14 protein-coding genes are annotated in these 14,310 nt (G+C 42.2%); 11 read left to right on the forward strand and 3 right to left on the reverse strand.

Annotated features, from left to right (window positions below; genetic code table 11):
* The first annotated feature begins 76 nt into the window (after positions 1-76).
* From E0F88_RS10220 to E0F88_RS10265, 10 genes are all read left to right on the forward strand, one after another.
* A complete protein-coding gene (locus E0F88_RS10220) occupies positions 77-1,258 on the forward strand; it encodes a galactokinase (RefSeq protein WP_131958134.1) in 1,182 nt (393 codons plus the stop codon).
* An 84-nt stretch (positions 1,259-1,342) separates the two neighbouring features.
* Complete coding sequence (locus E0F88_RS10225; RefSeq protein WP_131958135.1) at positions 1,343-2,485, forward strand: aldose epimerase family protein; 1,143 nt, start codon at positions 1,343-1,345, stop codon at positions 2,483-2,485.
* 114 nt (positions 2,486-2,599) lie between these two features.
* Positions 2,600-3,223, forward strand: coding sequence for a hypothetical protein (locus E0F88_RS10230; RefSeq protein WP_131958136.1), 624 nt, complete (start codon positions 2,600-2,602; stop codon positions 3,221-3,223).
* A gap of 191 nt (positions 3,224-3,414) precedes the next feature.
* Positions 3,415-4,032 (forward strand): PspC domain-containing protein, encoded by a 618-nt coding sequence (locus E0F88_RS10235; RefSeq protein WP_131958137.1) that lies wholly within the window; start codon positions 3,415-3,417, stop codon positions 4,030-4,032.
* Between the two features lie 43 nt (positions 4,033-4,075).
* Positions 4,076-4,258: a LiaI-LiaF-like domain-containing protein gene (locus E0F88_RS10240; protein ID WP_131958138.1), complete on the forward strand. Its 183-nt coding sequence runs from the start codon at positions 4,076-4,078 to the stop codon at positions 4,256-4,258.
* Between the two features lie 3 nt (positions 4,259-4,261).
* Positions 4,262-5,296 (forward strand): toast rack family protein, encoded by a 1,035-nt coding sequence (locus tag E0F88_RS10245; RefSeq protein WP_131958139.1) that lies wholly within the window; start codon positions 4,262-4,264, stop codon positions 5,294-5,296.
* Between the two features lie 69 nt (positions 5,297-5,365).
* Entirely contained in the window at positions 5,366-6,094 is a 729-nt protein-coding gene (locus E0F88_RS10250) for a M15 family metallopeptidase (protein ID WP_229213722.1), read from the forward strand.
* Between the two features lie 182 nt (positions 6,095-6,276).
* Positions 6,277-6,870 (forward strand): RNA polymerase sigma-70 factor, encoded by a 594-nt coding sequence (locus E0F88_RS10255; protein ID WP_229213723.1) that lies wholly within the window; start codon positions 6,277-6,279, stop codon positions 6,868-6,870.
* 2 nt (positions 6,871-6,872) lie between these two features.
* Positions 6,873-7,892, forward strand: a complete 1,020-nt coding sequence (locus tag E0F88_RS10260) for a FecR family protein (protein WP_131958140.1) — start codon at positions 6,873-6,875, stop codon at positions 7,890-7,892.
* Between the two features lie 70 nt (positions 7,893-7,962).
* Positions 7,963-9,765: an STN and carboxypeptidase regulatory-like domain-containing protein gene (locus tag E0F88_RS10265; protein ID WP_229213724.1), complete on the forward strand. Its 1,803-nt coding sequence runs from the start codon at positions 7,963-7,965 to the stop codon at positions 9,763-9,765.
* A gap of 90 nt (positions 9,766-9,855) precedes the next feature.
* Here the strand turns inward: E0F88_RS10265 and nadE are convergent, their stop codons facing one another.
* A complete protein-coding gene (gene nadE, locus E0F88_RS10270) occupies positions 9,856-11,916 on the reverse strand; it encodes an NAD(+) synthase (RefSeq protein ID WP_131958141.1) in 2,061 nt (686 codons plus the stop codon).
* Between the two features lie 249 nt (positions 11,917-12,165).
* On the opposite strand from nadE, the gene E0F88_RS10275 reads away from it, so the two are divergent.
* Positions 12,166-13,401 carry an ABC transporter permease gene (locus tag E0F88_RS10275; protein ID WP_131958142.1) on the forward strand — a complete coding sequence of 412 codons (1,236 nt, stop codon included), beginning with the start codon at positions 12,166-12,168 and terminating at the stop codon, positions 13,399-13,401.
* On the opposite strand, the gene E0F88_RS10280 is transcribed toward E0F88_RS10275, so the two are convergent.
* Both E0F88_RS10280 and E0F88_RS10285 read right to left on the reverse strand, forming a co-directional pair.
* Entirely contained in the window at positions 13,402-13,869 is a 468-nt protein-coding gene (locus tag E0F88_RS10280) for an RES family NAD+ phosphorylase (protein WP_131958143.1), read from the reverse strand.
* Positions 13,866-14,297, reverse strand: coding sequence for an Xre family toxin-antitoxin system antitoxin (locus E0F88_RS10285; RefSeq protein WP_131958144.1), 432 nt, complete (start codon positions 14,295-14,297; stop codon positions 13,866-13,868). Before E0F88_RS10285 ends, E0F88_RS10280 begins: the two co-directional genes overlap by 4 nt.
* Between the last annotated feature and the right edge of the window lie 13 nt (positions 14,298-14,310).

Below are 14,310 nucleotides of genomic sequence, written 5' to 3' on the forward strand. Positions count from 1 at the left end.
CCAATTCTTATAACTTCAAACAACCGAGCCTGTATACCAAGTATTTAAAAACGAAATTTCTATTCCACAGTCAGTAATGTTTACAGAAGAAACCAATATTGCAGATCAGATTAAAGATAAATATTTCAGAAAATTTGGCGAAGACGATTCTGTCCAGCCTCGTGTTTTTCGTTCCCCCGGCAGGATTAACCTGATCGGCGAGCATACCGATTACAACAATGGTTTTGTACTTCCTGCCAGCGTTGACAAAGCAGTATATTTTGTTATATCACCCAGAACGGACAGTCAGGTTATTCTTCATGCGGCTGATTTGGATGAAACCTATTCATTTTCACTTGATGATTTGTCAAAACCGGAACAGTCCTGGCCACATTACCAGATCGGGATTATTGAACAAATACAAAAAAGAGGACTAAAAATTGGCGGTTTTCAAACCAGCTTTGGCGGGGATGTACCGGTTGGTGCTGGTTTATCGTCGTCTGCTGCCCTGGAATGCTGTCTTTTGTTTGCGCTGAATGAGCTTTTTGAACTGAACCTGGATCGTTTTGAGATTGTAAAAATGTCTCAGAAAGCAGAAAACGAATATGTAGGCGTGCAATGCGGTATCATGGATCAGTTTGCTTCTGCATTTGGCAAGGAAGAATCGGTTATCAGGCTTGACTGCCGGTCGCTGGAATATGAATATTTCCCATTCCCAATGAAGGACTACCTTCTGGTGCTTTGTGATACAAGCGTCAAACATTCGCTGGCAAGCTCGGAGTATAACACCAGAAGACTGGAATGTGAAAAAGGTGTTTCAATCCTGCAAAAATACGATCCGGCAATCCTTAGTCTCAGAGACACAACGCCTGAATTTGTTAATTTGCACAAGGAAGAACTGGGCGATGTGGTTTTCCGCAGATGCAAATACATGACAGAAGAAATTCAACGGGTGCAGGATGCCTGCGACCTGCTGGTACAGGGAGACCTGGACAGTTTTGGTAAAAAAATGTATGCAACACATCAGGGATTACAGCATGAATATGAAGTAAGCTGTCCTGAACTTGATTTTCTGGTAGAGCAAACATTGGACAACAGTGATGTGCTCGGTGCGAGAATGATGGGAGGCGGCTTTGGGGGCTGCACGATTAATCTTGTAAAAATCGACGGAGTTGATGCGTTCGAAGAAAACATGAAAAGTGTTTATAAAGAAGAATATGGAATTGACCTGCCATGCTACCGGGTAAAAATTACAGATGGCACGGAGGAGTTAAAATAATCAAACAACGATAAGGGCTCGTTTGGTTATAAAAAGACCAGTACGAAACAAATTAAAAAAGCCGCAAACTCTAAATCCTTTCCAATGAAAAAAATTACCTTTTTATTCACTGCGCTGATGGCCCTGGCTATTTTCAGCTGCTCCAAAACAAGTAAAGAACAAACAATGATCAGTACCATTTCCAAAGAAATTTTCGGAGAACTTCCTGATGGCCAGACAGCCGAGTTGTACACATTGACAAATGCAAACGGTATGACTGTCAACATTACCAACTATGGCGGCATCATTACCAAACTTACCGCTCAGGACAAAAAAGGAGAATGGGCGGATGTCGTTCTGGGATTTGATACCTTACAGCCGTATCTGGCAGAGCATCCTTTTTTCGGAGCTCTCGTAGGAAGATACGGAAACCGTATCGCGAAAGGCAAATTTAAACTGAACGGAACAGAGTATAACCTGGCGATCAATAACGGACCAAATTCTCTTCACGGGGGTAAAAAAGGTTTTGATAAAGTTCTTTGGAAAGCAACAGAAGTAAAAAAAGACTCTACCGTTGGTTTGCAGCTGGAATACACCAGCAAGGACATGGAAGAGGGTTATCCGGGAAATCTTACAGTGAAAGTGGTTTACACTTTGGCAAACGATAATTCACTTACCATCGATTATACGGCTACAACAGACAAGGAAACGGTTCTTAACCTGACAAACCATTCTTATTTTAATTTATCTGGATTGAAAAATGATATTCTTGGACATGAAGTTTCAATTCTGTCCGACAGCATCGTTCCGGTTGGCGCGGATCTTATTCCAACAGGAAAATTACGTGCGGTGGAAGGAACACCCTTCGATTTTAGAAAACCAACTGTTGTAGGCGCAGGAATCAATAAAACAGAAGATGAACAAATCAAAAACGGTGGTGGATACGATCATTGCTGGGTAATTAAACGCTCAGAAAGCGGACTTATCCCATTCGCAACCGTCAAAGATCCTGAAAGCGGACGGTTTATGGAAGTGTTCACAACGGAGCCTGCGGTTCAGTTTTACACAGGAAATTTCCTGGACGGAAGTTTGAAAGGTAAAAATGCGACGTTTAGCAAAAGATTCGGACTTTGTCTTGAAACTGAACATTACCCTGACTCTCCAAATCAGCCTCAGTTTCCTTCAACGTCATTAAAACCAGGGGAAACTTACCATACCACGACGATGTATAAGTTTTCGGCGAAGTAAGGTTTTTGCCACGAATACACAAATAATCACGAATAGAATTGGTGACCATTTGTGTATTCGTGGCATTTTATATTTCTGATGTCTATCTTTGTATTTTCAAACATCAGCCGCCACATGCTTACCAGAACCGTAAAAATCAGCAATGTTACTAACCTATCCGATGCGCGTTACTGCGCGGGAATGGGTGTCGAAATGCTTGGTTTTTCAATTGACGAAGACTCCCCAAATTACATCTCTCCAAAAAAATTCGAGGATATCTGCTCCTGGCTGGCCGGCGTTACACTAATCGCTGAAACTTCACAGACCAACCCGGAAGATATCATTAAGGCATTAAGCCAATATCCTGTACATGCCGTGCAGGTAGAAGCGTCAGGTTTGCTTAGCTATCTTCATGGCGAGCTTAATCTCCCTCTGATTTTGCGTATCAGTGTGGATACCTATGAGGCCGGCGAAATCAATTCCATATTAAGCCGGTATGAAGGAGACGTTTCCCACTTCCTGCTGGAAAGTGATAATGAAGCAGAGTTATCCGACGAATGGATGCAGATCTTGGGAGACTTGTCCAAAGAATATCCGATACTCGTAGGCTTTGGCCTTGACAATGAATATTCTGTAAGCGCACTTACAGAGCTTTTCCCTTCCATCGGCATTGCCTTAAGGGGCAGCGAAGAAATCCGTCCTGGTTATAAGGATTTCGGAAGTATGATGGATATTCTGGAAGCACTGGAAGAGCAGTGAGTCGCTTTTTGCTTCGTTTACCATAATTTGTTAATTATCTATAAAGGAATTTCTTTCCGGTTATCACAGTTTTTGATCCTAAACCCTCCAAAATAACCATTTAACACGCCACATTGCCGATAATAAACTTCCGGCTTGCAGTATCTTGCATAACCCACTACCTTTGATTACAAATAAACGCTAAACTAATCATGGAAAAGAAATTGCACCGCATACCTGATCAGGCAGTATTTGGAGGAGTTGCTTCCGGTCTTGCCCAGTATTTTCAAATAGATGTTGTCATAATCCGCGTTCTGTTCGTTGTAATGCTGTTTCTTCCGGTACCACCGAGTTTTGGCTGGACAGGAATTATATATATTATTTTGTGGGCTGTACTCCCAACCGGATCTGCTGCCGACACTTTCACAGCCTTCGATTCAAGCAGTTCAAAGATTCCGGATCCGGCTTCGGACAAAAAAAGATCTGAGCAGACCATTATGATTTTAGGAGGCGCACTGATTTTCTTCGGAGCAGTTATGCTTCTGGATGACCTTCCACAATGGTATTATATCAAAAAAGTTTTCTGGCCTATCGCGTTAATTGGTCTTGGTGCTTTTCTGATCCTTCGCCAGCGGGACAAAGCACAGGAAAACGGGAATACGACCGTGTATCCGACTACACCTCCGCCAACGGAACCGGCAGAACCCGATCCGCAGCCATACAATCCTTTTACCCCTTCCTCATCGACTCCTGCTTCGCATTTTCCGGAAGATCCGGAAAGCAAAAAGCCAGATGATGACGATGATGACCGGATCATTAAAGTGAATTGATTATCGAGTTAAATTCATTAATCCACATTTAAATAACCTAGCCATGAACTTTCGAAATATTTTCTGGGGCGTAATTCTGATTATCTCCGGCTCACTCTTCCTTGTTGAAGAAATCACAAACTTTGATTTTGGCCGTTTCTTCTGGCCGATTATCATGATCGCTTCCGGAGGACTTTTATTACTTCGTCACTATATGAACTCATCGTCCAACCACTCTAATATTTAAATTATGAGAAATTCAAGAGGAATTGTTTGGGGAGGATTACTCGTTTTGCTGGGCACGTTCTGGCTGTTACGAAATATGGATCTCATTCATATCGATTGGAGCAGCGTGCTTCCCTACTGGCCTGCGTTGTTGATTTTAGCAGGAATCGTGTTGCTCGTAACACGCAGAGACGGTGGATTCTCCGGAGGATTTGTCGCTCTTTGTATCACACTGGCCGTTTTTGGCGGAATTGTCAACCGAACCGACCGCGCCTTTGACCGGGACAACTGGAATTTCAAATGGGATGATGATCACGATAGCTGGGACCGCAACGATGAAGATGACGAAGAGGAGGATAATGACGAAGAGGAAAATAACAGCGATAAAGACGAGCAGTATCTAAATGAACGTGGAGATGGCAAAAAAGCGATTAAAGGATCGTATCAGTATGAAATGGAAGATTTTATACAAAAAGCAAACTTCAATCTCGAAGGCGGGGCAGGATCTTTTACCGTCGATGGAAATACGACCAAGCTTTACGAAGCAAATACACAGAGTTCTTTAGTAGGTTTTTTGTCTAACACTTCCATCAATAAACTGGATAATTCGGCAACGGTAAATCTAAAAATGGAAGAAGGAAATGTTAAAATCAACAAGGGCAAAATTTCAAATGAGGCAAAAATTCATTTGAATGAAAAGCCAATCTGGAATATTGATCTTGGCATTGGTGCCGGAAAAGGAGACTTTGATTTTAGCAATTACCGTGTTGAAAAACTGAAAGTGAGCACCGGTGTGGCTGATATGGATATTCGGTTAGGAGATAAAATGGCTAATACAGATGTAAACATTGAAGCCGGAGTTGCATCAATAACATTGCAGGTACCAAAATCAGTGGGCTGCGAAATGCACATGGATGGCGCTTTGAATTCCAGGAATTTTGACGGTCTTGACAGAGTAAGCGACAATCTCTACCGTTCCCCTGGCTTTGCTTCGGCCGAGAAGAAGATCATAGTTCACTACCAAGGTGGCCTTACAAGTTTTAAAATCAGGAGATACTAAGTTCTTCGGTTCACTGAAACCTGAGCCTGTAATTCTCAAATATATCTCAAATGAATACCTTTGCTATCTATGGCAACAGGTATTCATTTTTTTATGCGTTTTTACCAAATACTTTTAATACCATTTTTTACTCAGACCGCTTTTGCACAATCCGGAACCAGCTCCAGAACTGAGAGAATTCCGGAAATTGAACAAAGGATGATTGACAGGGGATTGATTGATATTCAGAAAAGTGATCACTCTGTCCTGGTCGATTTAAAATACTCAACGAAAGATAATTTTATCGGAAAGGACGTTTACGGGGAACTGGCCGGAGCCTACTTACAACCTGAAATGGCAAAAAGATTGCTGCATGCGCATGAACTGCTCCAAAAGGCAAATCCTGGATACCGGTTTTTAATTTATGACGCTGCCCGGCCAAACTCTGCGCAATATGAACTATGGAACGCTTTGGATGCACTGAATATCCCGAAGCGAAGTAAAACGCAATATGTTGCTGATCCGAAAATAGGAAGTAATCACAACTTCGGATGTGCTATTGATTTAACAGTAGTTGATGAAAAAGGAATTCCTCTGGATATGGGAACAAAATTTGATTATTTCGGCCCGCTGGCTTATCCCCGCTTGGAACAGGAAATGTTAAGACTTGGAAAATTAACCGCGCGCCAGGTTGCTAACAGAAAGATCCTTCGCACCGCAATGACCCGGTCAGGTTTTAAACAAAATACTACGGAATGGTGGCATTTCGATGGTATGTCCAAAGCAGCTGCACGAGCCAGATATGGAATGATAAAGTAAAACAGCCTCTTACAGAAGCAAAATTTTATTTCTAATTCTCCCGTCATCACATAGGGGGAAAGGTCTGACGGATTGTCACATAGAAAAAGAAATCTATCGTGCCATCTATTGCACTTACTGATCGGAACCCACTTATCGAAAGAGATTTTATATTTTTGACCTCAAATCAAAAAAGTAAATCCGTGTACCCTTCCGACCCAGAGATAGTAAATGCAATCCGGCAGGGTGATGAAAAAGCATTTGAGCAGACGTTCCGGAAATATTACGAGAGACTCTGCAATTATGCGTGTTCGCTGCTGAAAGACGAAGAAGAATCGGAGGAGGTAGTGCAAACTGTTTTTTTGACGATATGGGAAAAGCGAAGTGATCTGGAAATAACGCTTTCTTTAAAATCATATCTGTACAGGTCCGTTCACAATCATTGTCTGAACCGCTTTAAGCATGCTTCCGTTCGCGAAGCGCACAAAGAATATGCCGAACGCTTTATTCCGCAGTCCCACGAATCGGTGACCGAAGCCATTCATGCAAATGAATTAGAAGAAAGGATCGAAAAGGCAGTTGGCAATCTGCCGGAGCAATGCCAGAAAGCTTTTCGGATGAGCCGTTTTGAAGAATTAAAACATCAGGAAATCGCAGACCGGCTTGGCATTTCGATCAAAACAGTTGAAAACCAGATTGGAAAAGCATTAAAAATACTACGAACTGCCCTGGCCGACTATCTTCCTTCTTTATTTTTATCAGTTTATTTTTTTGTTGAACAGCTAACCAAACCGTAACCATGAACACATCTCATGAAAATATACCGGAGGAGCTGCTGACCCGCTATCTTTCTAAAACGGCTACGGATGAAGAAATAATCCAGGTAGAGAACTGGATTGCCAAATCTCCGGAAAATAAACAGGAATTCACTGATTATCAATACATCTGGAATACTACCAAATCAATACATGACAAAATAAATGTCGATACAAATGCAGCCTGGAATAAGGTAAGATCCAAAATGGATGAGCGACAGATTCCAAAAAATCACTTTCCAAATACAGAGAAACAAAATTTACAGTACAGCCGAAAACTGCCCGTTGCATTGTGGATGGCCGCGGCAATCAGCCTGGTGATTATGGCGTCAGGATTGTTTTTGTTTTTGAGAAAAAACAGTGACTCCCAGTACTTGCAAGTTGCAACTACGACCCAAACAATAGAGAAAATTTTGCCCGACGGATCAAAAGTTTTTTTGAATTACAATTCTACATTAACCTATCCCGAAAATTTCGATGGTGATTTACGAAGCGTTTCTTTACAGGGAGAAGCTTTTTTCGATGTTAAACCTGACACCGCACACCCTTTTATAATTCATGCAAACGGAACCGAAGTTAAGGTTTTAGGAACTTCATTTAATGTGAAGGCTTATGATAAAAAACCTGTTCGTGTGGATGTAGCTACGGGTAAAGTGGAGGTAAAAAAAGCGGATAGTAAAATTCTTTTAACCAAAGGAGAAAGTGCAGAGGTACTGTCAGATACTGTAAAAAGCATCATCCCGGATTTAAACATTTTGGGATACAAGACAAAGATTTTTGACTTTCATGCTACCAATCTAAAAGATGTAGTATCCTCAATCCGTAGTGGTTATCATATTGATTTAAGGCTTTCAAACACCAGACTGGCACAGTGCCGCCTCACCATTAGATTTGAAAAAGAGCCCGTTGATGCCACACTTTCCGTCATTGCCGAAACGCTGGATCTGACAGTCCGGAAAGAAGGACAGACCTATTGGCTCGAAGGTTCCGGCTGCCAGCCATGACCTTTCCTGTCCGATCATTTGCCTGAACCAGGACTTACTCAATCATTTGATATAAATTCCCGAGCTTCCATTGAAAACGTTTTATTTCCCCTTTTGCATTTTCCTGGTTTTCTTTTTTTCTTTTATATCCGAAAGTGCTTCGGCTCAGGATTTATTGGAAAAGAAAATTTCAATCCGCGTCAATAACCTGCAAATCGATGAAACGTTGCGAAAACTCGGTGAGCTGGGTGGTTTTAGTTTTTCCTATAGTCCTGATGTAATTGATGTAAAAAGAAAAATCACTTTACAAGTTACGAATCGAAGTGTAAGAGAAATTTTAAACGAAATCTTCAGGGGCAAGGTCGGCTACAAAGAGCGTAGAAAATATATTATTTTACAGAATCTTCCGGAGACAAAGGAAAGTGAAACGCCCGCAAATTTTAATCTGAACGGTTATATTCTGGATAATGCTACCGGAGAGAAACTGGCCAACGCCAGTATTTACGAATCTGTGACATTGGCGTCAACGATAAGCAATCAATACGGATACTACAAAATCAGGCTGCCAGCTGCTGCAGCCTCGCTCAGGCTGGAAATAAGAAAAGAAGATTACACCGGAAGATCCATTTCGATACCAGGACGGAAGGATCGTTACCTGCCAATTGCCTTAAATCCTGATACGCTCAGGCCGCTTTCCACAATTTCGCCCAGAATACTTCCGCGCACCGATTCTCTCTACCAGCGGATTGAAATTCCTGATTACAATTACACTGTTTTTGATTCCACTATTTCAACCAATAGCAGTGAAGCGTTGGCCAGGCAGCAGTATCAGAAACTGAAAAAGACATATCAAACCGTCCAGACGGAACTGGGAAAAGCGTTTGCCTCAGCCAAACAGGCGGTTAACATCAGAAATATAACCGATACCTTGTATCGTCCATTCCAGGCGTCTATATTGCCATTTCTGGGAACAAATCACAATTTGAGCGGAAATATCGTCAATAAGGTGTCTCTTAACCTTTTCGCCGGTTATTCACTGGGAGTAAACGGACTGGAACTTGGAGCGATCCTGAATGTTGTCCGTGGAAATGTTTCCGGATTTCAGCTGGCAGGTATTGGTAATTTGGTTGGGAATGATGTAACAGGATTTCAATACGCCAATTTCCTGAATCTTACCTTAGGTAATTTTAAAGGGTTTCAGGGAAGTCCGCTGATAAACTATACCCGAAAAAATTTCCAGGGATTTCAGTTTGCCGGCGCGGGTAATGTTTTAGCCGGAACACTAAACGGATACCAGTTTTCGCCCACATTTAATTATGCCAAAAATGTACAAACCGGTCATCAGATCGGTCTTGCAAACTACGCCGATTACTCTGAAACAACGCCATTTGGCTTATTCAGTTACGTTCAACGAAACGGTTACCGCAGATATGAATTTGCAGCCAGTGAGTTCAATTACTTCAATTTTTCTTTCAAAACCGGAATGAAACGGTTTTACAACATCTTCTCAATAGGTTTTAACGGAACATTGGATAACAAACCGTTAGGCACATTGGGTTATGGCTTTGGTACTGCTCAAAATCTGGGAAAGGGATGGATGCTTAATCAGGATATAACAGCCAATGCAGTTTTTATAAAAAAACTGGATGAAGATGAGATTCCTGCCGGACATTTCAGATTTTCGTTGGGTGTTGAGAAGAAACTGGGGCAGCGCTTTGCCTTATTTCTTGGACCATCCGTAAACTGGTTAACGGGGGATGAAGAAGATTTGATTAATCCGGCAAACCTGGGAATCGTAAAACCACTCTGGATTGGCAAAAATCCTGATTCCAAATCAAAATCTTATGGCTGGATTGGTTTTCAGGTGGGAATAAGATTTTGTAACCCGATTTGATTGCTTTAGATGACAGGCAGCCAAATAGTAAAAAAGAGAACCACGGAAATACGTATAAAGCCATGGTTCTCTTTTGAGTATTTCACAAAATTAAAATCCGATTCTTTTTCGGGATCCCTGCGCGGGGTTACCTCTAACATATTCCTTTAACTCTTCCAGTTCCCTTTCAAAACCACCCGACAGTATCGGGAACCGGCACCAGGACCGTGGATCCAGATTGAGATCGTCCATATGGAAAGACGGTGCGTACCGCTCGCGCTTCCATTGATTGCGGCTCCATAATTTAAAAAAACGCTCAGTCCAGGCGTGAATTTGTTCTCCTGAGTAAAGCCCCTGATAACGCACAACCAAATTCCGGTATGACTCAACCGGTGATTTTTTATCCCGGATCGACAACTTTTCCAGCTCATTCAGGAAATCATATGGCATCAGGTCTACTTCATCCGTCTGGTTTTGTGCCTGCGGACGTAGTTCAGCGGTTGGCTGCAAACTGTTTACCTTTTTTAGTCCTGTAATTTTAATATGCTTTCCTTTAACCTCACAGCCGGCCGTTTCAAGCCAGCGCAGCCATTGTCTCAGATAATGCTTGTCAATACCCGCCAGCGGACTGATACTTCCCGCAGTGTCTCCGTCCATCGTCGCGTAACCAACGGCTGCTTCGGAACGGTTAGAAGTTGAAAGCAATAAATGATTTGACAAATTGGTCAACAGCCAGACACCCGGAGCCCGTACCCTCGCCTGAATGTTTTGCAGCGCAATGTCATCGTCATGCCAGGAAAGCTGCCTCCCAATCTGTTCTTCGATTAACCCTTTGTAGGTTTCAACCAGGCCGTTGATATTGATATTATAAAAAGTAGAACCGATCGAATGGGCCAGCGAACGAGCCGATTCCAACGTATCTTCGGAGCTGTTTTCCGTTCCCTGATAAATATTGTGGATAAGTGCCAGAGCAAGATCCTCCTCCGTTTTTGCCGACTGGATACCTTTGATATAGGATAATTTCTCCTTAAACCTTTTCATACCGATGCTTTCATCAGCAAGCCGGATCATGAGTCCGCATAACGCCGTACAGGCACAGGAATCAGCACCGCCGGAAAGTGAAATCGTAAAACCATTTGAACGGCTTTTTCTTAAATAATCAAAAAGAGCAAGACAAACTGCCCTCGCAAATTCTTCTTCTTTTAATGCACCGCCTTTTTCAAACGGCTCCATTTCCGCAACCTGCGGCAATACCGGATCCATTTCCGGAAAATCAAAACGGCCCACTACACGCCAGCTTTTATCTTTATTTAATGCCGCTATTTTACTTTGTATCTGACTCAACCGGGTATAATCGGTATCGATCACAGCCGCTGTGATCAGAAAATCTTCATAACTAAAACGCGGGCTCGTAACCAGAAGATCGCCATTAGAGGCAATCATCGCATCCCCGTCATAGATGGCACGTCCGGCTTCGTTTCCAAGCAAATTGGTATACACATAACTACATGAAAACGAGCGCGAAGCGTCCACAACAAGCCGCTCACGGGTCATGAATTTATTAAAAGCAAAATGACTTGCGCTTGGGTTTAAAATGATATCCACACCCCGCTCATAATGCCGGCGGGCAGGACGATTGGAAACCCAGCCATCTTCACAGATTTCAAAAGCAATTCGCACGCCATGTGAGCCTCCCTGCAAAGGGCTTCCCGACAAATCAAAAATAACGTCCCCAATCGGGTAGTTCATCTGGTTTACCTCAATGCTATCAATAACGCCGGGCTGCCAGGGACGAAACCAGCGCGCTTCGTAATGGATGCCGTTGTTTGCCAGGTTTTGTTTGCAGTAAAAACCCAAAATCTGTTTGTTAGCGATAAGACAGGCCGCATTGTACAAGCTATTATTATGCCTTACCGGCAAACCTACTGCTACCACTATGCCGGCAGTTTCATGAACAATTTCAATCAAACATTTTTGTGCCTGCTCTACCAGGTCAGGAGCGAAAAAATAATCCTCGCAGCCATATCCGGAAATACAAAGTTCAGGTAAACAAAGCAAGCTTACCTGCTGTTTCCGGGCTTCGTCTATTGCATGAATGATATTTTTAGTGTTGGTTTCCCAGGCCATCGGAGTTTGATTCACCACCCCGGAAGCTACTTTTATTTGTGGCATATTTAGTCTGCAATCAGTTTAAAAGATCATTTTTTTATTTCAAAACGAACCATACAGCAACTTAACAAAAAAATAAGGAGAAGAATTGGATTATTAGATTTAAAAATGAATCCCTGTCGATACGGATCTAAGCAGGTCATAATATTCATTCCATTACTAAAAAACATCGCGGTCAGCAATTCTTCGTTTCATCCCTCTTAGGTTTTTCCCTATTTTTGCCAAAATATAAATTTAACCGGCCTCACACTCTTGCAGTTTCCTTCATTCATTGCCAAACGCATACGCCACAACGAAGCCGGCTCATTTTCTGCAACCGTTTCACGTATCGGAATTGCAAGTATTGCGATTGGCGTAGCAGTTGGAATTATCGCTTTTGCTGTACTTCTGGGGTTTAAACAAACTATTCAGCAAAAAATATTTCTCTTTGGAGCGCAAATCAACATCAGTGCCTTTGCGATGGGAAATACGTATGAAGAAGGTCCGCTGCCAATAAAAAACCCTGTTTCAGAGCAACTTCCCAAAATGCCGGAGATAGCCCGATGGCAAACGGTTGCGATGAAATCCGGTATTCTAAAAACCAAAGATGAAATAAAAGGGATTGTGTTAAAGGGTGTAGGGAAAGACTATGACTGGAAAACTTTTAGCAAAAGCCTGGTAGAAGGCAGGCTGGTTGGTCATAAAGACTCTTCATCTTTGAAATACGGTTACTCGTCAGAGATCGTAATCAGCAGAAAAATTGCCTCACAACTTCGGCTAAAAGCCGGTGATGATGTGATTATGTATTCCCTCCAGAATCCGCCACGACCAAGAAAATTAGTTGTTTGCGGAATTTATGATACGCAAATGGAAGAATTTGATAATACCCTTATTATCGGAGACCTGGCACTTGTACAGCGTTTGAATGGCTGGGGACCAGATTCTGTTGGCACTTATGAAATTTATCTAAAGGATTTTGAGAAACTGGATGATATTTCAAACCAGTTAAGGAAATTGCTGCCACCAGCAGTTTATCTTCAGAAAGTAACAAGCAGCTTTCCGCAGATATTTGACTGGCTTATTTTACTTGATCGCAACACAGCTGTTTTTCTTTCCCTGATCCTCTTTGTTGCCTGTTTTAATATGATCTCAATCCTGCTGGTTATGATCATGGAAAGAACGCCGTTGATTGGCCTTTTGAAAACACTTGGAAGCCCAAACCGGCAAATACGAATGGTTTTCTTTCGGGTTGGTCTGCATATGGTCAGAAAAGGTCTTCTCATCGGAAACGCAGTCGGTTTACTATTTTGCTGGCTGCAGCATCAGTTCAAAATCATTCCGCTTGACCCGGTAAACTATTACATGGACACCGTTCCCATCGTATTCGACTGGGCAATTTTCGCGCTGATCAACGTCGTTACGATCATCGTTTCCGGATTGATCCTGCTCATTCCAACCTTGATCATTACCCGTATACAGCCAATCAAAGCACTTTTATTTAAAAAATAGCTAGGAAATAAGTTTGTTCAGCAGCCGGAAGTCAGTTGTAAAATCGGTTGGAAATAAAAATTTTACAAGGCTAAAATCTTTGGAAAGCGGGTTGATGATAACGTTTCTTTCAGAAGGGATGATCGCAGAAGGAACAGTAAAAGCCAGAATTGACAAATCATTTAATATTTGCCCGCCAAGCCATTGAGAATAGGAGACATCCTCTGTCCATGAGGTTTTGAACCTTGTTTCATTCGCATGAAAGATCAAACCTTCATTGTCTGGAATTTCAATTTTTAGCAGGGCAATGCGCTCCATATTTTCTTTGGATTGCGCATGAACGTATTTTTCAAGTAGAGCCAGAGAGATATGTGCACTGGTATAAATGCAGGACTGACCGGCCGGATTCCATCTTCCTCCGTATAACTTCGCCCCGATTCCTGATCTGTCGTCAATATATTTTTTGGCAGCCAGCCTGTACACAATCATATATACACACCATATTCAATACGGCCAAGCTCATTACAAATCAGCTTAACGCCCCAGAAAGATTCCAAAGTCGAAAAATCGATCGTGTTTTCAAGGATTTGTTTTGGCTTTCTGAGCCATTCTTCAAGAGCTTTGGGATCAGAAAATACTTCCAGACCTAATTCTGCCATGTTTTCGAGCTGATACAAATGCTCTGCAAATAAACCCTCAAATGGCTTTCCTTCTTTAAGATATCGTTGTAAAGTGCGATCGCTGATATGCAGAATAGCAGCCCATTCGAGTTGCGTGAATAACAGTTTTTGAGAAAGTGCCTGAAAACTTTCAACAGAAAACTCCCCTACCCTTTTTTTTGAAAAATACATTACCTCCGGCTCCCGCGCTACAAGCAGAGCGCTTTTAACCGGCATGTCATAGCCTATGGTTTTCATAAAATAAGCATTT

This window comes from Dyadobacter psychrotolerans, assembly GCF_004349265.1.
Lineage (GTDB): Bacteria > Bacteroidota > Bacteroidia > Cytophagales > Spirosomataceae > Dyadobacter > Dyadobacter psychrotolerans.